The following is a 20713-nucleotide window of genomic DNA, read 5'->3' on the forward strand; positions in this document are numbered from 1 at the left end:
GAAACTGCCAAAGCCAACGGGCAAGAGCCTTACGCCTGGTTGCGCCACATCCTTGAACGCCTGTCAGCGGCGAGCCGCGTCGAGGATTACGAAGCGCTGCTGCCGTGGAACTGCTCGCCAGCTTCTGCCTCTGCTTCCTGAAAAAACCGTCCGCCAGGACGGGGTTTATGGAGCGGTTACGTCGTACCTAGGTTCAGAGGCAGATTATTTCACTGGCAAAACGGGAGGAGTCCATATACGGATGCAATCCGGGGCAGTGAAGGTTCCCGGATTGCATCCGGGCTGCGCATCGTCATATTCGCGGTCTCCATGAAAGACGCCGGGCGAGCCCGGCGTCATTGCAGCTAGCGTAAGCGAGCCGGCCTGGCTCAGCCTTCGAGCTTCTTCTTCAGCAGTTCGTTCACTTGCCCCGGATTGGCCTTGCCCTTGGAGGCTTTCATGGCCTGGCCGACGAAGAAACCGAACATCTTGCCGCGCTTGGCTTCGTCGCTGGCGCGGTACTGCTCGACCTGCTCGGCGTTGGCCGCCAGCACTTCATCGAGCATGGCCTCGATGGCGCCGCTGTCGGTGACCTGCTTGAGACCTTTCTTCTCGATGATCTCGTCGGCGCTGGCGCCTTCGCCGGCAGCCAGGGCCTCGAACACCATCTTGGCGATCTTGCCGCTGATGGTGTTGTCCTTGATGCGCAGGATCATGCCGCCCAGTTGTTCGGCAGACACTGGCGACTGCTCGATCTCCAGGCCTTCCTTGTTGAGCAGGCTGGACAGCTCGCCCATCACCCAGTTGGCCGACAGCTTGGCATCGCCGCAGGTCTTTTCGACCACTTCGAAGTAGTCGGCCAGCTCACGACTGGCGCTGAGCACACTGGCGTCGTAGCTGGACAGGCCGAACTGGCTTTCGAAGCGCTCGCGCTTCTGCGGCGGCAGCTCGGGCAGGGCCGCGCGCAATTCGTCGAGGAAGCTGCGCTCGATCACCACCGGCAGCAGGTCCGGGCAGGGGAAGTAACGGTAGTCGTTGGCTTCTTCCTTGCTGCGCATGGAGCGGGTCTGATCCTTGTTGGGATCGTACAGGCGGGTTTCCTGCACCACCTTGCCGCCGTCCTCGATCAGCTCGATCTGGCGCTGCACCTCAAAGTTGATGGCCTTCTCGATAAAGCGGAAGGAGTTGACGTTCTTGATCTCGGCGCGGGTGCCGAACTCGGCCTGGCCCTTCGGCCGTACTGACACGTTGCAGTCACAGCGCAGCGAACCTTCGGCCATGTTGCCGTCGCAGATGCCCAGATAACGGACGAGTGCGTGAATGGCCTTCACGTAGGCCACGGCTTCCTTGGCCGAGCGAATGTCCGGCTCGGAAACGATCTCCAGCAGCGGCGTGCCGGCGCGGTTCAGGTCGATACCACTCATGCCGTGGAAGTCTTCGTGCAGGCTCTTGCCGGCGTCCTCTTCCAGGTGCGCACGGGTGATGCCGATGCGCTTGACGGTGCCGTCTTCCAGGGTGATGTCGAGGAAGCCCTTGCCGACGATGGGGTGATCCATCTGGCTGGTCTGATAGCCCTTGGGCAGGTCCGGGTAGAAGTAGTTCTTGCGCGCGAAGACGTTACGTTCGGGGATCTCGGCGTCGATCGCCAGGCCGAACTGGCAGGCCATGCGCACGGCTTCGGCGTTCAGTACCGGCAGGGTGCCGGGCATGCCGAGGTCGACCAGGCTGGCCTGGGTGTTGGGCTCGGCGCCAAAGGTGGTGGCGCTGGCCGAGAAGATCTTCGACTGGGTGCTGAGCTGAGCGTGAATCTCGAGCCCGATCACGGTTTCCCATTGCATCTTTAGTGTTCCTCAATCCTGTATGGCGTGCGGTCTGTGCGGTGCGGCCCTCACCCGGCGCTTCGCGCCACCCTCTCCCGGCGGGAGAGGGGAATGGGGCGCATGGCTACGCCATGGCTCAGAAGTCTTTGGGTGCGTGTTTATGCCAGTCGCTGACCTGCTGGTACTGGTGCGCGACGTTGAGCAGACGACCTTCCTCGAAGTAGTTGCCGAGTAACTGCACACCCACCGGCAGGCCATCGACGAAGCCAGCCGGCATCGACAGGCCGGGGATGCCGGCCAGGTTGGCGGTGATGGTGTAGATGTCTTCCAGGTAGGCGGACACCGGGTCGGCGTTCTTCTCGCCGAGTTTCCAGGCCAGGTTCGGCGTGGTCGGGCCGAGGATCACATCGACCTCCTTGAAGGCGGCGACGAAGTCGTTCTTGATCAGCCGGCGAATCTGCTGGGCCTTGATGTAGTAGGCGTCGTAGTAGCCGGCGGACAGCGCGTAGGTGCCGACCATGATGCGCCGTTTGACCTCGGCACCGAAGCCTTCGCCGCGCGAGCGCTTGTAAAGGTCTTGCAGGTCTTTCGGGTTCTCGCAACGATAGCCGAAACGCACGCCGTCGAAACGTGACAGGTTGGAGCTGGCCTCGGCCGGAGCGATCACGTAGTAGGCGGGGATCGCGTGCTGCATGTTTGGCAGCGAGATGTCTTTGACGGTGGCGCCGAGCTTTTTCAGCTCTTCGACTACGGCCATGACTTTCTCACCGATGCGTGCATCGAGGCCGGCGCCGAAGTATTCCTTCGGCAGGCCGATGCGCAGGCCGGCCAGCGGCTGGGCCAGCGCCGCGAGGTAGTCATCGACCGGCTGGTCGACGCTGGTCGAATCCTTGGCATCGAAACCGGCCATGGCGCCGAGCAGCAGGGCGCAATCCTCGGCGGTACGGGCCAGCGGACCGCCCTGATCGAGGCTGGAGGCGTAGGCGATCATGCCCCAGCGCGAGACGCGGCCGTAGGTCGGCTTGATCCCGGTGAGGTTGGTCAGCGCAGCCGGCTGACGGATCGAGCCGCCGGTGTCGGTGCCGGTGGCGGCCGGCAGCAGGCGGGCGGCAACGGCGGCTGCCGAGCCGCCCGAGGAGCCGCCCGGTACGCGGGTCAGATCCCAGGGATTTTTCACCGGGCCGTAGTGGCTGGATTCGTTGGCCGAGCCCATGGCGAATTCGTCCATGTTCAGCTTGCCCAGAGTGACGGTGCCGGCGGCCTTGAGTTTTTCCACCACGGTGGCGTCGTAGGGCGCCTTGAAGCCGGTGAGGATCTTCGAGCCGCAGGACGTCAGCACGCCGTTGGTGCAGAACAGATCCTTGTGGGCGATCGGTGCGCCGAGCAGCGGGCTGTTTTCGCCGGCAGCGCGACGGGCGTCAGCGGCCCTGGCCTGTTCGATGGCCAGATCCTCGGTGACGGTGATGAAGCTGTTGAGCTGCGGGTCGAGCTGCGCGATGCGCGCCAGCAGGCTGCGGCTCAGTTCTTCGGCGGAGAATTGTTTGTCGGCGAGGCCACGGACGATCTCGGCCAGGGTCAGTTGGTGCATGTCGAGCCCTTTCCTTTATTCGATGACTTTCGGCACGAGGTACAGGCCGCTTTCCACGGCCGGGGCGATGGCCTGGTAGGCGTCGCGCTGGTTGCGCTCGGTGACCACGTCGGCACGCAGGCGCTGGGTGGCTTCCAGCGGGTGGGCCAGGGGTTCGATGCCCTGGGTATCGACCGCCTGCATCTGATCGATCAGGCCGAGGATGTTGTTCAGGGTCTCGGTGGTTTGCGGAATATCGCCGTCATTCAGACCCAGGCGGGCCAGGTGGGCGATTTTTTCCACCTCGGAGCGTTCAAGCGCCATCGGGGGTTCTCCAGTGGAAGTGTGACAGAAAGGCTGCAGGGAACGGATGTCGCGAGCCAGCGGTCAAAGGCCGCGATGTGCAGCTACAAGGCCCGGAAAAACAGGCAATCTACCATATTGCCGCCTTGCTCAAAATCCCTGCCGTTGTTAGAGTTTGCCGCACTTTTTACCTGCGCGTTTTGCGCGCCTGGCCTTCACCCACGCGTTGCCTAGGGTCCCTTCCTAATGTTCAAGAAACTGCGTGGCATGTTTTCCAGCGATCTGTCGATCGACTTGGGCACTGCCAATACCCTTATTTATGTGCGCGAGCGCGGTATCGTCCTGAATGAGCCGTCGGTGGTCGCGATCCGTACCCACGGCAACCAGAAGAGCGTCGTGGCCGTCGGCACCGAGGCCAAACGCATGCTCGGCCGTACGCCTGGCAACATCTCCGCGATCCGCCCGATGAAGGACGGCGTGATCGCCGACTTCAGCGTCTGCGAGAAGATGCTGCAGTACTTCATCAACAAGGTTCACGAGAACAGCTTCCTGCAGCCGTCGCCGCGCGTGCTGATCTGCGTGCCGTGCAAATCGACCCAGGTGGAGCGCCGCGCCATTCGTGAATCGGCCCTCGGCGCCGGTGCCCGTGAAGTGTTCCTGATCGAAGAGCCGATGGCCGCTGCTATCGGTGCCGGCCTGCCGGTCGAAGAGGCGCGCGGTTCGATGGTCGTCGACATCGGCGGTGGTACCACCGAGATTGCCCTGATTTCCCTGAATGGTGTGGTTTACGCCGAATCCGTCCGTGTCGGCGGCGACCGTTTCGACGAGGCCATCATCACCTACGTGCGCCGCAACTACGGTTCGCTGATCGGTGAAGGCACCGCTGAACGTATCAAGCAGGAAATCGGCACCGCCTATCCGGGCGGCGAGATCCGTGAAGTCGACGTACGCGGCCGCAACCTGGCTGAAGGCGTACCGCGCAGCTTCACCCTCAACTCCAACGAAGTGCTCGAAGCGCTGCAGGAGTCCTTGGCGACCATCGTCCAGGCGGTCAAGAGCGCGCTGGAGCAATCGCCGCCCGAGCTGGCCTCGGACATCGCCGAGCGCGGCCTGGTGCTGACCGGTGGTGGCGCGCTGCTGCGTGACCTGGACAAGCTGCTCTCCCAGGAAACCGGCCTGCCGGTGATCGTTGCCGAAGACCCGCTGACCTGCGTCGCCCGTGGCGGCGGCAAGGCCCTGGAAATGATGGATCGCCACGCCATGGACCTGCTCTCCACCGAGTAAGGGGTTCGCTAGTGGCTCGCCGTCGTGCCGCCTTCGGGCGGCACGCGCATATTCGAGCATTGCAGTACACTCGGCCCAACCTTCGCCTGACCGGTTTGCCTTTCGCATGAATTCGCGCGCTTTTCGCCCCTGTGGCGCACGAGGAGCAGGTCATTAAGCCGCTCTTCGCCAAAGGTCCCTCGCTGGGCATTCGTCTGCTGGTATTTGCCGTACTGTCGGCGGTGCTGATGGTGGTCGATGCCCGCTTCGAGACGCTCAAGCCGCTGCGCAGTCAGATGGGCCTGGTGCTCACGCCTTTCTATTGGCTGGCCGATGTGCCCGTACGCGTCTGGGATGGGGCAACTCAGCAGATTTCCTCGCGCAGCGAACTGATGGCCGAGAACGAGAAGCTCAAGGCCGAGGCTCTGCTGCTGCAGCGTCGCCTGCAGAAGCTGGCAGCGCTGACCGAGCAGAACGTGCGTCTGCGCGAACTGCTCAACTCCGCGGCGCTGGTGGATGAAGAAGTGCTGGTTGCTGAGCTGATCGGCGTCGATCCCAATCCCTATACCCACCGCATCCTGATCGACAAGGGCGAGAAGGATGGCGTGTTCCTCGGGCAGCCGGTGCTCGATGCGCGCGGGCTGATGGGCCAGGTGGTCGAGATCATGCCCTACACCTCGCGCGTGCTGTTGCTCACCGATAACACCCACAGCATCCCGGTACAGGTCAACCGCAACGGTCTGCGTGCCATCGCCGTCGGCACCGGCAACCCGGAGCGCCTGGAGCTGCGTCACGTCGCCGATACCGCCGATATCAAGGAGGGCGATCTGCTGGTCAGTTCCGGCATGGGCCAGCGCTTCCCGGCCGGCTACCCGGTGGCCACGGTCAAGGAAGTGATTCATGACTCCGGCCAGCCTTTCGCTATCGTTCGTGCCGTACCGACCGCTGCGCTCAATCGCAGTCGTTATCTGCTGCTGGTGTTCTCCGACCGGCGCACGCCCGAGGAGCGCGCCAACGATTCCGCCGAGGCCCAGGAAGCCGCCGACCGCGAAGCCGAGCAGGCGCGCAATGGCGAGCCGGCAGCTGACGCACCGGCCGCTGACACACCGGCCGCTGACGCCCCCGCACAGGAGAGCAACTGATGGCTGGCGTACAGCCCCGTAACGGCTGGGTGATCTGGCTGAGCCTGGCGCTCGGTTTGTTGCTCAGTGTTTCGCCGTTGCCCGAGTTCATGCAGATCGGTCGCCCGCTGTGGGTCGCCTTGATTCTCACCTATTGGGTACTGGCTCTGCCGCATCGTGTCGGCATGACCACCGCCTGGATTCTTGGCCTGGCGCAGGACGTGCTGTTCGGCACCCTGCTCGGGCAGAACGCCTTGATCCTCACCCTGATCACCTTTCTGGTGCTGAGTCTGCACCAGCGCCTGCGCATGTTCCCCATGTGGCAGCAGAGCATGGTGCTGATGGTGGTGTTCGGTCTCGCCCAGCTGGTTCAGCTGTGGCTCAACGCCCTGACCGGTAGTCGTCCTCCAACCCTGGCCTTCGTCCTGCCGGCACTGGTCAGCGCTCTGCTGTGGCCCTGGATCTGCGCCATCCTGCGCGGTCTGCACCTGCGCCTCAACGTCAACTGAACGCGGCCTGCCGCACGGCTGGCCGAGGTTCGCAAGGGAGATACCCGCATGGCCGAGCTGTTTCTGGCCTCCGCCTCGCCCCGTCGCCGTGAATTGCTGGCTCAGATCGCCGTGCCCTGCGTCACGCAAATCGCCTCGATAGATGAAACGCCCTTGCCAGACGAGCCTGCGACAGCCTATGTAGAGCGTCTGGCGCGGGAAAAGGCGCGTGCTGTGCTGCTCGCGTTGGGCGATTCTGCCGACGCCGTGGTGCTGGGTGCGGATACCGCCGTGGTGCTCGAGGGTCAGATACTCGGCAAACCGCAGGATTTCGCCGACTGCAGTCGCATGTTGCGCGGGCTCTCGGGGCGCACTCATCAGGTGATGACGGCCGTAGCCCTGGTCAGCGCGCAGCGTGAAGCGGCGCAGGTGGTGTGCAGCGAAGTGACCTTTCGTCACCTCGGCGATGCCGAAATTGCTGCCTATTGGGCCAGTGGCGAGCCCGCCGACAAAGCGGGCGGTTATGGTATTCAGGGATTGGCGGCAGTATTCGTCAGTCGTCTCGAAGGCAGCTATTCGGCCGTGGTCGGGCTGCCATTGTGTGAGACGGCGCAGTTACTCGGTGATTTCGGTATCGCCTGCTGGCAACAAAAGGCTGCGAAATAAACTATCTGCCCTGCTGAGCGGGCATTGAATCCAGCGGGATGGATGCATGAGCGAAGAGATTCTGATCAATATCACGCCGATGGAGTCGCGCGTGGCGGTGGTGGAAAACGGCGTGCTGCAGGAAGTGCACGTCGAGCGCACGCAGAAGCGCGGCATCGTCGGCAATATCTACAAAGGTAAGGTGGTGCGTGTGCTGCCCGGCATGCAGGCGGCCTTCGTCGATATTGGCCTGGAGCGTGCTGCCTTCATTCATGCTTCCGAGATTTCCACCCGCGAGGGCACTGCGGTGGAGCCGATCAGCGCCCTGGTCCACGAAGGGCAGAGCCTGGTGGTGCAGGTCACCAAGGACCCTATCGGCAGCAAGGGGGCGCGTCTGACCACTCAGTTGTCGATCCCTTCGCGTTATCTGGTGTACATGCCACGCACCAGTCATGTCGGAATTTCGCTGAAGATCGAAGACGAAGCAGAGCGCGAGCGCCTCAAGCAGGTGGTCGCCGATTGCGTCGCCGCCGAAGGCATTGAGGAGGCCGGCGGCTTCATCCTGCGCACCGCTGCCGAGGGCGCAGGTGCTGATGAAATCCTGATCGACATCCGTTATCTGCGCCGCCTCTGGGACCAGATTGGTGCGCAGATTCAGAACTGCAAGGCGCCCACGGTGATCTACGAGGATCTGTCTCTGGCGCTGCGCACCCTGCGCGACCTGGTCAGCCCGCGGACCGAGAAGATTCGCGTGGACTCGCGGGAAACCTTCCAGAAAATCACGCAGTTCGTCGCCGAATTGATGCCGGAGATCGCTGATCGTCTCGAGCATTATCCAGGCGAACGGCCCATCTTCGACCTGTACGGTGTCGAGGACGAAATCCAGCGCGCACTGGAGCGCAAGGTGCCGCTGAAGTCCGGCGGTTACCTGGTGGTCGACCCCGCCGAGGCGATGAGCACCATCGACGTCAACACCGGCGCCTTCGTCGGCCATCGCACCCTCGAAGAAACCATCTTCAAGACCAATCTCGAGGCAGCCACCGCCATTGCCCGTCAGCTGCGTCTGCGCAACCTGGGCGGCATCATCATCATCGACTTCATCGACATGGAAGACGAAGAGCATCAGCGCCAGGTACTGCGCACCCTGGAGAAGCAGCTCGAGCGTGATCATGCCAAGACCAACATCATTGGCATCACCGAGCTCGGCCTGGTGCAGATGACCCGCAAGCGCACGCGTGAAAGCCTCGAGCAGATTCTCTGCGAGCCCTGCAGTGCCTGCCAGGGGCGCGGCAAGTTGAAGACGCCGGAGACCATTTGCTACGAGATCTTCCGTGAAATTCTGCGTGAAGCCCGCGCCTACCAGGCGGAAAGCTATCGCGTGCTGGCCAATCAGAAGGTGGTCGATCGCCTGCTCGATGAAGAGTCGGGCAACGTCGCCGATCTGGAAGCCTTCATTGGACGTACCATCAAGTTCCAGGTGGAAACCATGTATTCCCAGGAACAGTACGACGTGGTGCTGCTCTGAGCACGGGGACTGTCGAGGTGAACGCTCTGGCGCGCCTGTTTGCGGCGCTGCTGCGCTGGGGGCTGGGTCTTTGCGCCGCCGTGCTGGTGCTGGCCGCGCTGTACGTCAGCCTGGGCCGTGAGCTGGTGCCGCTGGTGGCCGAATACCGGCTCGAACTGGAAGATCGTGTCACGGCGCAGCTGGGTGTGCCGGTACGTATCGGTCGCCTCGAAGGTCGTTGGCAGGGCTTTGCCCCGGTGCTGGAGGCGCATGACGTGCGCCTGGGCAGCGAAGAGGAAGGCCTGAGCCTGGAGCGCGTACGACTGGTACCGGATGTGGGCGGCAGCCTGTTGGCACGCCAGCCGCGCATCGCCCACCTGCAGTTCGAAGGGCTGCAGCTGAACGTGCAGCAGAACGCCGATGGTGGCTGGCGGGTGCAAGGGATGCCACAGCGCAGCGGTCCCGAGCTGGATGTCGAACAGCTGCTGGAACAGTTGCAGATCGTGCACCGCATCAGTCTGCTCGACAGTCGCGTGGTGCTGCAGCCGCTCGATCAGGCACCGCTGCTGCTCAGCTACGTTAGCTTGAGCCTGCGCTATGGCAACAACAGCCAGCGCCTCGATGGGCGCCTGTTGCTGCCCGATGGTCAGCCGGTGGCGCTGCGACTGCGCACGCGCATGCAGCCCAAAACCTGGCGTGAGGCGCAGTCCGAGCTTTATCTGAGCCTGCCGCAGAGCGACTGGGCCGCCTGGCTGCCGAAATCGCTACTTGGCGACTGGCAGCTACAGCGCCTGCAGGCTGGCGGCGAGCTGTGGCTGGAGGGCCGTGGTCTGGTCCTGGACAGGGGCGCCTTGCGTCTGCACGCCCCCGAGCTGGCCGGCGGCCAGGCCAAGCATGAAGCAGTGACGCTCAAGGACCTGGCCTTCAACGCCTTCTTCACTCAAGACAAGCAGGGTGTGCGGGCGCAGATCGACTCCCTGGCTTTGACCCATGGTGAGCAGCGCATCGGCGAGCTACACCTGAACCTGAATCAGAAGGACGTGGGCGAGGTTGACGAGCGTTGGGCGCTAAGCGCCGATCGCCTCGATCTGGCGGCCTGGGCGCCGCTGGTGCAGGCGTTGGTGCCGATGCCTGATGCAGCCCGCGATGTCCTGGTCGCGCTGGCGCCGGTGGGCGCGGTCAACAACCTGCTGCTCGACTATTACCCGCAACGTGAAGGCGCCGAGCGCCTGCAGTTCGCCGCCAATCTGGACAGGGTGGGCATCCAGGCCTACCACGGTGCGCCGGCTGCCGAGAACGTCAGTGGCAGTGCCTCGGGCAATATGTTCCAGGGCGAGCTGCGCCTGAACAGCGAAAATTTCGCCCTGCATCTGGATCAACTGTTCCCCAAACCCTGGCGCTATCGTCATGCCCAGGCGCGCTTGAGCTGGGACTGGAATGAAACCGGCCTGACCCTGTACAGCCCCTATATGCGCGTGGATGGCGAGGAGGGGCAGGTCGCCGGTGACATGCTGATCCGCCTGCTGCGCGACCCAGAGGCCGAGGACTACATGGACCTGCGTGTCGGCATGCGCGACGGCGATGCGGCCTACACCGAGAAGTACCTGCCGAGTCGCGCGCCGGGTATGAGCGCCGAGCTCGACCAATGGCTGAAGACTGCCATTCGTGCTGGCCATGTCGAAGAAGGTTACTTCCAGTATCAGGGCTCGCTGAACAAGGGCGCACGGTTGGGGGCACGCAGCCTCAGCCTGTTCTTCAAGGTCAAGGATGCCGAGCTGGCCTTCCAGCCCGGTTGGCCGTCGCTGCGCGAGGGCGTGGGTGAGGTGCTTATCGAGGATGATGCAGTGCGCGTGCGTCTGCAGAGCGGGCGCTTGCAGGAAAGTACGGTCAGTAATGTCGTGGCCAATATTCCACTGTTGCACGACGGCAAGCCGCCGCGCCTGCAGCTCGATGGTGAGGTGCAGGGCAGCCTGAGTGATGCCATCAAGCTGATGCATGAGGCACCACTGGGAACAGCGGAAATCTTCGACGGCTGGCAGGGCGAGGGGCCTCTGGCCGGGCGCCTGCAACTGGATATTCCGCTGCAAAAAGGGGTGCCACCTGTTGTGGTGGTGGACTTCGCCACCGAGGGGGCGCGCCTCAAGCTGACCAATCCTGATTTGCAGCTGAGCAACCTGCAGGGGGCGTTTCGCTTCAATAGTGCCGCTGGCTTGAGCGCGCCGGATGTGCGTGCCGAGGTCTTCGGTCGCCCGGTACGCGGCAAGATCAGCGCCGAGGGTGCGCGTGGCAAGGCGCTTACACGTTTCGATCTGCGTGGACAGGTGCAGGTCGAAACTCTCAGCCAATGGCTGGGCGGGCCGCAGAAGCTGCCGGTCAGCGGCGTGCTGCCGTATCGCCTGCGCCTGACCCTGGATGGCGATGACAGTCAATTACGCGTCGACTCCAACCTGCGTGGTGTGGCGGTCGAGCTACCAGCCCCGTTCGGCAAGACGGCGCAGCAGACGCGTGATACCAGCTGGCGCATGACCCTGGCCGGTCGTGAGCGCCGCTACTGGGCCGAGTATGGCGATCTGGCCAGCCTGAATCTGGCCGCACCTCCAGGCGCGCTGGCTGAGGGGCGGGGTGAGCTGGTGCTCGGTGGTGCCCCGGCGGGGTTGCCGCCTGGCCAGGGGCTGCGCGTGCGCGGGCGCTTGGACGAACTGGATCTCGATGCCTGGAAGCAACTCGGCAGCAATCATCCGGTCAGGTTGGATGCTGATAGCCAGCGCCTGCTACGCAGTGCACGGCTGGATGTCGGACGCTTCCGTGGTTTTGGTCAGGAGATCGAGCAACTGACGCTTGGCCTGGCGCGAGAAGGCCAGGCCTGGGCCTTGCAGATCGACAGTGAGTTGGCCGCCGGGCGTGTGCTGTTGGCCGATCGTGCGGACACGCCGATTGCCATCGACCTGCAGTATGTACGCCTGCCGGCGCCTGACGCCGAAGCGGCGAAGGTCGTCGATGCGCCTGATCCCCTGGCCGATTTCGATCCCGGCACGCTGCCGGCCATGGATATCCGTATTCAGCGTGTACAGCGTGGCGACAAGGTGCTGGGCGCCTGGTCGCTCAAGGTCAGGCCCGAGGCGCAGGGCGTGCGTTTCGATGAACTCGACCTCGATCTGCAGGGGCTGAAGATTGGTGGTAGTGGTGGCTGGCGAGGCACGCCTGGCAACACCCAAAGCTGGTACAAGGGGCGTCTGCAGGGCAAGGATCTCGGCGACATTCTGCAAGCCTGGGATTATGCCCCCAGCGTTACCAGCGAAAGTTTCCGGGTAGACGCCGATGCTACCTGGCCCGGTTCTCCGGCGTGGTTCTCGCTCAGGCGTTTCTCCGGCAATCTCGATCCTTCGCTACGCAAGGGCCAGTTCGTCGAAGTACAGGGCTCGGCCCAGGCGCTGCGGGTATTCGGCCTGCTCAACTTCAACTCGATTGGCCGGCGTCTGCGCCTGGACTTCTCCGACCTGCTGGGCAAGGGGCTGAGTTACGACCGGGTCAAGGGCAACCTGCAGGCCACCAATGGTCTGTTCGTCACCCGGGAGCCGATCACCCTGGCGGGGCCGTCGAGCTACCTGGAGCTCAATGGCAATCTGGACATGCGCGATGAGCGCATCGACGCCAAGCTGCTGGTGACCCTGCCGGTGACCAACAACTTGCCACTGGCAGCACTTATTGTCGGCGCGCCGGCCATTGGCGGGGCGTTGTTCGTGGCCGACAAGTTGCTCGGTGACAAGGTTGCGCGTTTCGCCAGCGTCCAGTACGACGTCAAGGGCCCGCTGCAGGATCCGCAGATCAGCTTCGACAAACCCTTCGAAAAACCGCAATGAAGTCGCTTCTTGGCGTAGGCTGTTGCATCAAGCCCTGAAGAGTGTCGCCATGAATCTCGCTGTAATCCAGATGGTCAGCCAGGATGACGTGCAAACCAATCTGCGCCTGGCGCGGCGCATGCTGGAGCGTGCAGCCCAGGGCGGTGCGCGCCTTGTCGTGCTGCCGGAGAATTTCGCGGCCATGGGCCGCCGCGACCTGGCTGCCATCGGGCGGGCCGAGGCGTTGGGCGAGGGGCCGATCCTGCCCTGGTTGAAACGCGCTGCTCGTGACCTCAGTTTATGGATAGTGGCCGGCACCTTGCCGCTACCGCCGGATGATGATGCCGACGGCAAACCGCACGCCTGCTCATTGTTGATCGACGATCAGGGCGAGCGTGTGGCCCGTTACGACAAGCTGCATCTGTTCGATGTCGAGGTGGCCGACAACCGTGGCCGTTATCGCGAGTCCGATGATTTCGCCCATGGCCAACGCGTCGTGGTGGCGGATACGCCGGTCGAGCGTCTGGGCCTGAGCGTATGTTATGACTTGCGCTTCCCCGAGCTGTTCACTGCGCTGCGTGAAGCCGGCGCCGAGCTGATCAGCGTGCCGGCGGCGTTCACCGCCGTGACTGGCGCGGCGCATTGGCAGGTGCTGACCCGCGCCCGTGCCATCGAAACCCAGTGCTATGTGCTGGCCGCCGGGCAGGGCGGCGAGCACCCGGGGCAGCGCATGACCTTTGGCCATTCGGCGATCATCGACCCCTGGGGTAAGGTAGTGGTCGAGCAGGATCAGGGCGACGGTGCTCTGCTGGCTGCCCGTGATGCCGCCGAGCAGGCGAACATTCGCCAACGCATGCCGGTGCAGCAGCACCGCCGATTCTTTTCATCGGACGTACCGCGTCCGATCGTTGTGGAGTGACCATGAATACGATGTTGCAATCCGTCAGCGAGCACCTGCTTGCGCCCGGTAACCTGACGTTCGACAGGCTCAGCAGCGTGCTGGGTGACGTCGCAGGCCCAGGTATCGATGCCGCCGACCTGTACTTTCAAAGCCAGGTTTCGGAAACCTGGGTATTGGAGGATGGCATCGTCAAGGAAGGCAGTTTCAATCTCGATCAGGGGGTCGGTGTGCGCGCCCAGTCGAGCGAGAAGACCGGTTTTGCCTACAGCAACGCCATCAGCCTCGATGCCCTGACGCAAGCTGCCCGGGCCGCACGTTCGATCTCGCGCGCCGGCCAACAGGGCCGCGTGCAGGCGTTCGTCAGCCCGCAGGTGACCCAGTTGTATGCCGAAGACAACCCACTGAACGTCATGGACCGCGCCGAGAAGGTTGAATTGCTGCAGCGTATCGACCGTGCCACGCGCGCGCTGGATCCGCGCATCAAGCAGGTTACCGTGAGCCTGGCCGGGGTTTGGGATCGCATTCTGGTGGCGGCCCACGACGGCAGCCTCAGCGCTGATATCCGCCCGCTGGTGCGCTTCAATGTCAGTGTCATCGTCGAGCAGAACGGGCGCCGCGAGCGCGGTGGCCATGGCGGCGGCGGACGTACCGACTACCGCTATTTTCTGGAAGAAGACCGCGCCATGGGCTATGCCCGCGAGGCGCTGCGCCAGGCGCTGGTCAACCTTGAAGCCATCGCAGCACCCGCCGGCAGCATGCCGGTGGTGATGGGCGCCGGCTGGTCCGGCGTGCTGCTGCACGAAGCAGTCGGCCACGGCCTGGAAGGCGACTTCAACCGCAAAGGCAGTTCAGCCTACAGCGGCCAGGTCGGGCAGAAGGTCGCGTCCAGCTTGTGCACCATCGTCGACGACGGCACCCTGGCCGGGCGGCGTGGTTCGCTCAGCGTCGACGACGAAGGCACGCCGACCCAGTGCACCACGCTGATCGAGAATGGCGTACTCAAGGGCTACATGCAGGACAAGCTCAACGCGCGCCTGATGGGTGTGGCCGCTACCGGCAACGGTCGTCGTGAATCCTATGCGCACCTGCCGATGCCGCGCATGACCAACACCTACATGCTGGCGGGCGAGAGCGACCCGGAAGAAATCATCCGTTCGGTGAAGAAGGGCATCTACTGCGCCAACCTTGGCGGCGGCCAGGTGGACATCACCAGCGGCAAGTTCGTCTTTTCCACCAGTGAGGCCTACCTGATCGAGGACGGCAAGATCACTGCGCCGGTCAAGGGCGCCACCCTGATCGGCAATGGCCCGGAGGCCATGAGCCGGGTGTCCATGGTCGGCAATGACCTGGCGCTGGACAGCGGCGTCGGCACCTGTGGCAAAGACGGTCAGTCGGTGCCGGTGGGCGTCGGCCAGCCGACGCTGAAGATCGACGCGATCACAGTTGGCGGCACCGGTGCGTAAAGCGAAGCAGGTTCAGCGCAGGCCGCGGTGGATTTCGTCGAGCTCGCGGATGTACTTGAACACCTTGCGCGCGGCGGCTGGCGGCTTGTTGCGCGCCGCTTCGTGCTGAGCATGACGGACCAGGCCGCGCAGGTGCTGGACGTCAGCCTCGGGGTAGAGCTCGACGAAGCTTTCCAGCGCGCTGTCGCCTTCGGCGATCAGGCGGTCGCGCCAGCGTTCGAGGGCATGGAAGCGTTCGTTGTACTCGCGGGTGGAGCTGTCCACCTGGTCGAGCATGGCGCCGATCGCGTCGACATCCTGTTCGCGCATCAGCTTGCCGATGAACTGGATGTGGCGTTTGCGCGCGGCATTGGCGGTATGTTTCGGCGCTTCGGCGAGCGCGCGGCGTAGGGCATCGGTCAGTGGCATCTTGGCCAGCAGATCCGCCTTGAGCGTGGTCAGTCGCTCGCCAAGGTCCTGCAGGGCATGCAGTTCGCGTTTGACCTGGGATTTGCTCTTCTCCAGGGAGAAGTCGTCGTAGGAATCAGACATGGGGTGGGTCCAGAGGGAAACGCCGCCATGATAGCAGTAACCGTGACTGCCGGCCCGCGGACGGGCAGTCGAGAGCAGGCCTTGGGTTTCGTACAAAGAGTGCCTGCGCCAAGAGAATCGGGAGTGGTTATGAGTGAAGTAGAACGCATCGGGCCGCAGGCCTTGCCAGTGCTGCAAGAGCAGGTCGAGGCCATTCTCGCCGAAGCCAGGCGCCAGGGTGCCAGTGCCTGCGAGGTGACGGTATCGGCTGGTCAGGGTCTGTCCACCACGGTGCGCCAGGGCGAAGTGGAGACCGTCGAATTCAATCGCGACCAGGGTTTCGGCATCACCCTGTATGTGGGCCAGCGCAAGGGCTCGGCCAGCACCTCGGCCACCGGTAGCGAGGCCATTCGCGAGACCGTGGCGGCAGCCCTGGCGATTGCCAAACATACCAGCGAGGACGAGTGCGCCGGCCTGGCCGATGCCGCGCTGATGGCCCGTGAACTGCCTGAACTCGATCTCTATCACCCCTGGTCGATCACCCCGGAACAGGCGGTGGAGCAGGCGCTGGCCTGCGAGGCCGCGGCTTTCGCCGCTGACACGCGGATCAAGAACGCCGATGGCACCAGCCTCAATACCCACCAAGGCTGTCGCGTATACGGCAACAGCCACGGCTTCGTCGGCGGTTACGCCAGCACCCGCCATAGCCTGAGCTGCGTGATGATCGCCGAAGGAGAAGGGCAGATGCAGCGCGACTACTGGTATGACGTCAACCGTCAGGGTGAACTACTGGCTGATGCTAAGGGTATCGGCCAGCGGGCTGCCGAGCGTGCGGTCAGCCGCCTTGGTGCACGACCGGTACCGACCTGTGAGGTGCCGGTGCTGTTCGCTGCCGAGCTTGCCGGCGGGTTGTTCAGTCACCTGCTGGCGGCAATCTCGGGCGGCAATCTCTATCGTCACTCCTCTTTCCTCGAAGGCGCACTCGGCCAGCGTCTTTTTCCCGAGTGGCTGACTCTAGACGAGCGTCCGCACCTGCCGCGCGCACTGGGCAGCGCGGCTTTCGATGGTGATGGCCTGGCCACTTATGCCAAGCCGTTCGTGGAGAAGGGAGAGCTGGTGTCCTACGTACTTAGCACCTATTCCGGGCGCAAGCTGGGTTTGCCGAGCACTGCCAACTCAGGAGGTGTGCACAACCTGTTCATCACCCATGGCGATGAGGATCAGCAGGCGCTGATTCGGCGCATGGGGCGCGGTTTGCTGGTTACCGAGCTGATGGGCCAGGGGCTGAATCTGGTGACGGGTGATTACTCGCGCGGCGCGGCGGGCTTCTGGGTGGAGAACGGCGAGATCCAGTTCCCGGTGCAGGAGGTAACCATCGCCGGCAATCTGCGCGACATGTTCCGCCAGGTCGTTGCAGTCGGTTGTGACCTGGAGCGGCGTGGCAATATCTGCACCGGCTCGGTGCTGATCGAGAAGATGACCGTCGCCGGCAGTTGAAGTCGGCAGTAACGACAAGGCCACCCGTGGGTGGCCTTCGTTTTGGCTGGAGGTATTACTCGCCTTCGTCGAAGTAGTTCTCTATCAGGCCTACCAGGGCGGCCATCGCTTCTTCGTCCTGCTCGCCTTCGGTCAGCAGGTGCACATTGGTGCCCTTGCCGGCAGCCAGCATCATCACCGCCATGATGCTCTTGCCGTCTACCAGGCTGTCGGCGCTGCGGCCGATGCGCACTTGGCAGGGGTAGGTGCTCGCTACACCGACGAACTTCGCCGCGGCGCGGGCATGCAGACCAAGTTTGTTGATGATGGTGATTTCACGTGCTGGCATCGCGGCAGGATTCCTTAGCTGAGGTCGCGGTGACGCACCTGGACGTTCTTCAGCGAGTCTTTGAGTGCCTGGCTCAGGCGGTTGGCCAGGTACACCGAGCGGTGGTGACCACCGGTGCAGCCAATGGCGATGGTGACATAGGCGCGGTTGCTGGCGGCGAAGCGTGGCAGCCATTTTTCCAGATAGGCGAGGATGTCCTGATACATCTCCTCGACCTCCGGCTGCGCAGCCAGGTAGTCGATCACCGGTTGATCCAGGCCGGAGTAGTCGCGCAGTTCCGGCTTCCAGTAGGGATTGGGCAGGCAGCGCGCATCGAACACCAGATCGGCGTCCACCGGCATGCCGCGCTTGAAGCCGAAGGACTCGACGAGAAAGGCGGTTCCGGTCTGTGTCTGGCCGAGCAGGCGCAGTTTGAGCGTATCGCGCAGCTGGTAGAGATTCAGGCGGGTGGTGTCGATCTTCAGATCGGCACGATCGGTGATCGGCGCCAACAGCAGACTTTCGTACGCAATGGCTTCGGCCAGCGAGCGCTTATCGTTGGTCAGCGGGTGGCGTCTGCGGGTTTCGGAAAAGCGCTTGAGCAGGGTTTCGTCTTCGGCATCGAGATACAGCACATCGCAGCGGATATTACGTTTGCGTACTTCTTCGAGCAGCTCCGGGAAGCGCTTGAGCTGGCTCAGCAGATTGCGTGCATCAATGGAAACGGCCACTTGCGGCAGCAGCATGTCGCTGTGCGGCAGGAAGCGCTCGGCGAGGTCCGGCAGCAGACCGGCCGGCAGGTTGTCGATGCAGTAGAAACCGTTGTCCTCAAGTACATCGAGGGCGGTGCTCTTGCCCGAGCCCGAGCGACCGCTGACGATGATCAGGCGCATGTTTATTGACCGTTCTGAATGTCCACGACGACCTGATAGAGATCTTCGCCGCTCTTGGCCTGGCGCAGGCGTTCACGTACATCCTGGCGATCGAGCATACTGGCGATCTGACGCAGCAGTTCGAGGTGGGCATCGGTGGCCGCCTCCGGCACCAGCAGCACGAACAGCAGATCGACCGGCGCGCCGTCGATGGCGTCGAAGTCGACTGCCGTCTCCAGGTGCAGGACTGCACTGATCGGGGCACTGCAGCCAGCCAGGCGGCAGTGGGGAATGGCAATGCCGTTGCCGAAGCCGGTAGAACCGAGCTTCTCGCGGGCGATGAGGCTTTCGAATATGTCCTGAGCATCCAGGTCGGGTAGATCGCGCGCAACCAGGTTGGCGATCTGTTCTAGCACGCGTTTCTTGCTGCCGCCCGGCACGTTCACCAGGGAACGGCCGGGGGTCAGGATATTTTCAAGTCGGATCATGGATAGGGAATGTTAGCGGGCCGTGGCGCCTTGCAGGCGTTCGAGCTGCTTTTCCTTGTGCTTGATGAGTTGACGGTCGAGTTTATCGGCCAACAGGTCGATGGCAGCGTACATATCCTGGTGTTCGGCGTTGGCGACGACTTCGCCGCCGGCGATGTGCAGGGTGGCTTCGATCTTCTGTTTGAGTTTCTCGACCTCCATGGTCACCTGTACGTTGGTGATCTTGTCGAAGTGGCGTTCCAGTCGGCCCAGTTTCTCGCCGATATAGTCACGCAGGGCGTCGGTCACATCCAGCTGATGTCCACTGATGTTGACTTGCATACCGCTTTCTCCTTGTTGCCTTGTGTAAGAGACGGGTCTGGTTCGACCCGCCGCCGGAACACTTTGGCCTGAAGGCCTGAGGCCTTCAGTCAATCTGGCCTACATCAGTCGCTTGCGCTCACTCGAGGGCGCTATGCCGAGGGACTCGCGATACTTGGCGACCGTCCGACGGGCGACTTGGATGCCTTGTGCCTCCAGTAAACCAGCGATCTTGCTGTCGCTCAACGGCTTTTTCGCGTTTTCTGCTGCAACCAGTTTTTTGATGATCGCGCGGATCGCGGTGGACGAGCATTCGCCGCCTTCGGAGGTGCTGACGTGGCTGGAGAAGAAATATTTCAGTTCGTAAATGCCACGCGGGGTGTGCATGAATTTCTGCGTGGTAACGCGTGAAATCGTCGACTCGTGCATACCCACGGCTTCGGCGATGTCGTGCAGCACCAGAGGCTTCATCGCCTCGTCGCCGTAGTCGAGGAAGCCACGCTGGTGCTCGACGATCTGCGTGGCCACCTTCATCAGCGTTTCGTTGCGGCTCTGCAGGCTCTTGATGAACCAGCGGGCCTCCTGCAACTGGTTGCGCATGAAGGTGTTATCGGCGCTGGAATCGGCGCGTTTGACGAAGCCGGCATACTGCGGGTTGACCCTCAGGCGCGGCATGGCTTCCTGGTTCAGCTCCACCAGCCAGCGTTCGTTGTGCTTGCGCACGATAACGTCGGGCACGACGTATTCCGGTTCGCTGGACTCGATCTGCGAACCCGGACGCGGATTCAGGCGCTGGATCAGGTCGATGACCTGGCGCAGTTCGTCTTCCTTGAGCTTGGTGCGGCGCATCAGCTGGGCGTAATCGCGGCTGCCGAGCAGTTCCAGATAGTCGCCGACCACGCGCTGGGTTTCGTTCAGCCAGGGGGTGTTGGCAGGCAACTGACGCAGTTGCAGCAGCAGGCACTCGCGCAGGTCGCGGGCGCCGATACCGGCCGGTTCGAACTGCTGGATGCGGTGCAGCACCACCTCCACTTCGTCCAGTTCGACATCCAGCTCGGGGTCGAAGGATTCGGTCACTTCCTCGAGGGTTTCTTCGAGGTAGCCGTCGTTGTTGATGCAGTCGATCAGGGTCGCTGCGATCAGGCGGTCCTTGTCCGACATGGGGGCCAGATTCAGTTGCCAGAGCAGATGGCTGTGCAGGCTCTCGCCGCTGGAGGTGCGAGTGGTGAAATCCCACTCGTCATCATCGTTGCTGGGCAGGCTGCTGGCGCTGGTCTGGTAGATGTCTTCCCAGGCCGTATCGACTGGCAACTCGTTGGGAATGCGCTCGCCCCACTCGCCCTCTTCCAGGTTGTCCACCGTGGGGGTGGTTTCCTGGTAGCTGTCTTCCTTGCTCGGGGCTGGGGTGGCGCTTTCGGCGCCATCAGCCATCGGATCGCTGTTGTCGAAGTCGTCGCCGTCTTCCTGGCGCTCGAGCATGGGATTGGATTCCAGTGCCTCCTGGATTTCCTGTTGCAGGTCCAGGGTAGACAGTTGGAGGAGGCGGATAGCCTGTTGCAGCTGCGGGGTCATCGTCAGCTGCTGGCCCATCTTGAGGACTAGCGATGGTTTCATTGCAGACCTTAATTTACTGGCGAGTTACGCCTTCCACATCAGGGCGCCGAAGCGCCGCCAGGAAGCAAATTATATGCCTGAATTTCTCGTTTTTGCCTAGGGGTTGCAATATTTCTGTAGCGAAATAGTGAGCGACCTACAGGTTGTGTGAAAGCGTAGCGAGCGAAGGTGAGGCAATACCGATGGCGGCCCCGCAAAAACAGGCGAGAAAGCGCAGTTTACGACTGTAAAT

19 protein-coding genes are annotated in these 20713 nt (G+C 63.1%); 10 read left to right on the forward strand and 9 right to left on the reverse strand.

The window, feature by feature from the left end; translation table 11 throughout:
- A partial coding sequence (locus DBO86_RS09180; RefSeq protein ID WP_146173178.1) for a transposase domain-containing protein occupies positions 1-141 on the forward strand: 141 nt, incomplete at its 5' end.
- 227 nt (positions 142-368) lie between these two features.
- On the opposite strand, the gene gatB is transcribed toward DBO86_RS09180, so the two are convergent.
- The 3 genes from gatB to gatC all read right to left on the reverse strand — a co-directional run bounded on the left by gatB (position 369) and on the right by gatC (position 3690).
- Complete coding sequence (gene gatB / locus DBO86_RS09185) at positions 369-1817, reverse strand: Asp-tRNA(Asn)/Glu-tRNA(Gln) amidotransferase subunit GatB (protein WP_108233515.1); 1449 nt, start codon at positions 1815-1817, stop codon at positions 369-371.
- Between the two features lie 118 nt (positions 1818-1935).
- The gene (gene gatA / locus DBO86_RS09190; RefSeq protein WP_108233516.1) at positions 1936-3387 is read right to left on the reverse strand and encodes an Asp-tRNA(Asn)/Glu-tRNA(Gln) amidotransferase subunit GatA; all 1452 of its coding nucleotides are present in this window, start codon (positions 3385-3387) and stop codon (positions 1936-1938) included.
- Between the two features lie 15 nt (positions 3388-3402).
- Complete coding sequence (gatC, locus tag DBO86_RS09195) at positions 3403-3690, reverse strand: Asp-tRNA(Asn)/Glu-tRNA(Gln) amidotransferase subunit GatC (RefSeq protein ID WP_004424815.1); 288 nt, start codon at positions 3688-3690, stop codon at positions 3403-3405.
- A gap of 225 nt (positions 3691-3915) precedes the next feature.
- Here gatC and mreB point away from each other — a divergent pair, with 225 nt between their 5' ends.
- From mreB to tldD, 8 genes are all read left to right on the forward strand, one after another.
- Entirely contained in the window at positions 3916-4953 is a 1038-nt protein-coding gene (gene mreB / locus DBO86_RS09200; protein ID WP_013714086.1) for a rod shape-determining protein MreB, read from the forward strand.
- Positions 4954-5084: 131 nt separating this feature from the next.
- Positions 5085-6074: a rod shape-determining protein MreC gene (mreC, locus tag DBO86_RS09205; RefSeq protein WP_108233517.1), complete on the forward strand. Its 990-nt coding sequence runs from the start codon at positions 5085-5087 to the stop codon at positions 6072-6074.
- The gene (gene mreD, locus DBO86_RS09210; protein WP_004424808.1) at positions 6074-6562 is read left to right on the forward strand and encodes a rod shape-determining protein MreD; all 489 of its coding nucleotides are present in this window, start codon (positions 6074-6076) and stop codon (positions 6560-6562) included. Before mreC ends, mreD begins: the two co-directional genes overlap by 1 nt.
- A gap of 48 nt (positions 6563-6610) precedes the next feature.
- Positions 6611-7207, forward strand: a complete 597-nt coding sequence (locus tag DBO86_RS09215; protein WP_108233518.1) for a Maf family protein — start codon at positions 6611-6613, stop codon at positions 7205-7207.
- A 46-nt stretch (positions 7208-7253) separates the two neighbouring features.
- Complete coding sequence (gene rng, locus DBO86_RS09220; RefSeq protein WP_021488057.1) at positions 7254-8711, forward strand: ribonuclease G; 1458 nt, start codon at positions 7254-7256, stop codon at positions 8709-8711.
- A 17-nt stretch (positions 8712-8728) separates the two neighbouring features.
- A complete protein-coding gene (locus DBO86_RS09225; RefSeq protein ID WP_108233519.1) occupies positions 8729-12550 on the forward strand; it encodes a YhdP family protein in 3822 nt (1273 codons plus the stop codon).
- Between the two features lie 49 nt (positions 12551-12599).
- The gene (locus DBO86_RS09230; RefSeq protein WP_108233520.1) at positions 12600-13448 is read left to right on the forward strand and encodes a carbon-nitrogen hydrolase family protein; all 849 of its coding nucleotides are present in this window, start codon (positions 12600-12602) and stop codon (positions 13446-13448) included.
- Between the two features lie 2 nt (positions 13449-13450).
- The gene (gene tldD, locus DBO86_RS09235) at positions 13451-14893 is read left to right on the forward strand and encodes a metalloprotease TldD (RefSeq protein WP_108233521.1); all 1443 of its coding nucleotides are present in this window, start codon (positions 13451-13453) and stop codon (positions 14891-14893) included.
- 12 nt (positions 14894-14905) lie between these two features.
- Here the strand turns inward: tldD and yjgA are convergent, their stop codons facing one another.
- Complete coding sequence (gene yjgA / locus DBO86_RS09240) at positions 14906-15424, reverse strand: ribosome biogenesis factor YjgA (RefSeq protein ID WP_017678916.1); 519 nt, start codon at positions 15422-15424, stop codon at positions 14906-14908.
- 129 nt (positions 15425-15553) lie between these two features.
- Here yjgA and pmbA point away from each other — a divergent pair, with 129 nt between their 5' ends.
- Complete coding sequence (gene pmbA / locus DBO86_RS09245) at positions 15554-16900, forward strand: metalloprotease PmbA (protein ID WP_074855438.1); 1347 nt, start codon at positions 15554-15556, stop codon at positions 16898-16900.
- A 55-nt stretch (positions 16901-16955) separates the two neighbouring features.
- On the opposite strand, the gene DBO86_RS09250 is transcribed toward pmbA, so the two are convergent.
- The 5 genes from DBO86_RS09250 to DBO86_RS09270 form a co-directional block, all read right to left on the reverse strand.
- A complete protein-coding gene (locus DBO86_RS09250) occupies positions 16956-17228 on the reverse strand; it encodes an HPr family phosphocarrier protein (protein ID WP_003459230.1) in 273 nt (90 codons plus the stop codon).
- Between the two features lie 14 nt (positions 17229-17242).
- Positions 17243-18100, reverse strand: coding sequence for an RNase adapter RapZ (gene rapZ, locus DBO86_RS09255; protein ID WP_003459231.1), 858 nt, complete (start codon positions 18098-18100; stop codon positions 17243-17245).
- A gap of 2 nt (positions 18101-18102) precedes the next feature.
- Entirely contained in the window at positions 18103-18567 is a 465-nt protein-coding gene (gene ptsN / locus DBO86_RS09260; protein WP_108233522.1) for a PTS IIA-like nitrogen regulatory protein PtsN, read from the reverse strand.
- 12 nt (positions 18568-18579) lie between these two features.
- A complete protein-coding gene (hpf, locus tag DBO86_RS09265; protein ID WP_003459233.1) occupies positions 18580-18888 on the reverse strand; it encodes a ribosome hibernation-promoting factor, HPF/YfiA family in 309 nt (102 codons plus the stop codon).
- Positions 18889-18987: 99 nt separating this feature from the next.
- Positions 18988-20481 carry an RNA polymerase factor sigma-54 gene (locus tag DBO86_RS09270; RefSeq protein WP_092380048.1) on the reverse strand — a complete coding sequence of 498 codons (1494 nt, stop codon included), beginning with the start codon at positions 20479-20481 and terminating at the stop codon, positions 18988-18990.
- Positions 20482-20713 lie beyond the last annotated feature (232 nt).

Source organism: Ectopseudomonas oleovorans, from assembly GCF_003052605.1.
GTDB classification, from domain to species: domain Bacteria; phylum Pseudomonadota; class Gammaproteobacteria; order Pseudomonadales; family Pseudomonadaceae; genus Aquipseudomonas; species Aquipseudomonas oleovorans_A.

Excerpts from the sequence above, each read along its gene's own strand:
- gatB (WP_108233515.1), bottom strand. The coding sequence starts at position 1,817 with ATGCAATGGGAAACCGTGATCGGGCTCGAGATTCACGCTCAGCTCAGC.
- gatA (WP_108233516.1), bottom strand. The coding sequence starts at position 3,387 with ATGCACCAACTGACCCTGGCCGAGATCGTCCGTGGCCTCGCCGACAAA.
- gatC (WP_004424815.1), bottom strand. The coding sequence starts at position 3,690 with ATGGCGCTTGAACGCTCCGAGGTGGAAAAAATCGCCCACCTGGCCCGC.
- mreB (WP_013714086.1), top strand. The coding sequence starts at position 3,916 with ATGTTCAAGAAACTGCGTGGCATGTTTTCCAGCGATCTGTCGATCGAC.
- mreD (WP_004424808.1), top strand. The coding sequence starts at position 6,074 with ATGGCTGGCGTACAGCCCCGTAACGGCTGGGTGATCTGGCTGAGCCTG.
- DBO86_RS09215 (WP_108233518.1), top strand. The coding sequence starts at position 6,611 with ATGGCCGAGCTGTTTCTGGCCTCCGCCTCGCCCCGTCGCCGTGAATTG.
- rng (WP_021488057.1), top strand. The coding sequence starts at position 7,254 with ATGAGCGAAGAGATTCTGATCAATATCACGCCGATGGAGTCGCGCGTG.
- DBO86_RS09230 (WP_108233520.1), top strand. The coding sequence starts at position 12,600 with ATGAATCTCGCTGTAATCCAGATGGTCAGCCAGGATGACGTGCAAACC.
- tldD (WP_108233521.1), top strand. The coding sequence starts at position 13,451 with ATGAATACGATGTTGCAATCCGTCAGCGAGCACCTGCTTGCGCCCGGT.
- yjgA (WP_017678916.1), bottom strand. The coding sequence starts at position 15,424 with ATGTCTGATTCCTACGACGACTTCTCCCTGGAGAAGAGCAAATCCCAG.
- pmbA (WP_074855438.1), top strand. The coding sequence starts at position 15,554 with ATGAGTGAAGTAGAACGCATCGGGCCGCAGGCCTTGCCAGTGCTGCAA.
- DBO86_RS09250 (WP_003459230.1), bottom strand. The coding sequence starts at position 17,228 with ATGCCAGCACGTGAAATCACCATCATCAACAAACTTGGTCTGCATGCC.
- rapZ (WP_003459231.1), bottom strand. The coding sequence starts at position 18,100 with ATGCGCCTGATCATCGTCAGCGGTCGCTCGGGCTCGGGCAAGAGCACC.
- ptsN (WP_108233522.1), bottom strand. The coding sequence starts at position 18,567 with ATGATCCGACTTGAAAATATCCTGACCCCCGGCCGTTCCCTGGTGAAC.
- hpf (WP_003459233.1), bottom strand. The coding sequence starts at position 18,888 with ATGCAAGTCAACATCAGTGGACATCAGCTGGATGTGACCGACGCCCTG.
- DBO86_RS09270 (WP_092380048.1), bottom strand. The coding sequence starts at position 20,481 with ATGAAACCATCGCTAGTCCTCAAGATGGGCCAGCAGCTGACGATGACC.